Annotated in this window: 1 pseudogene; it reads left to right on the plus strand. The window is 74.5% G+C overall.

Annotated elements, in window-relative coordinates:
• Positions 1-68 precede the first annotated feature (68 nt).
• Positions 69-565: pseudogene (locus B8460_RS19150) on the plus strand (hypothetical protein); the annotation flags it as partial.

The raw sequence follows: 565 nt of genomic DNA on the forward strand, positions 1-565 counted from the left end.
CGGAACGCCGGCCCGCATGCCGGCGCTGCCCGGGTCCGTCTTCGCCGACAGCCACGGAGACATGGCGCATGTCTGAGATCACGCTGACCCAGTCGCCCGCGCATATGCGCCACGGATCGAGCATCGGCCAGCCGCTGACGCGCCAGGACGGGCCCCTCAAGGTGACCGGCCGCGCGCGCTATGCGGCGGACAACCACCCGCCCGGCATGCTGCACGCGGTGCTCGCCGTCAGCACGATCGCGCGCGGCCGCGTCGCCTCGCTCGATGTCGACGCGGCGCGGGCACATCCCGGCGTGGTGGCGGTGATGACGCCCGCCAACCGCCCGGCGCTCGCCGAGGACCCCGACGCAAAGGCGCATCCGTTCGCCTTCCGCCTCGACGTGCTGCAGAACGACCGCGTGCGCTATGCCAACCAGCCGATCGCGGTGGTGATCGCCGAGACGCTGGAGGCCGCGACCGAGGGCGCGGCATTGCTCGCGCCCCGCTACGACGTGGCTGCCGAGGACGCGGACGCGCGCGTCGGGCTCGACGACGGCGAGCCGTTCGCGCCGCCGGCCGTCGGCGC

Source organism: Acidisphaera rubrifaciens HS-AP3, from assembly GCF_000964365.1.
GTDB classification, from domain to species: domain Bacteria; phylum Pseudomonadota; class Alphaproteobacteria; order Acetobacterales; family Acetobacteraceae; genus Acidisphaera; species Acidisphaera rubrifaciens.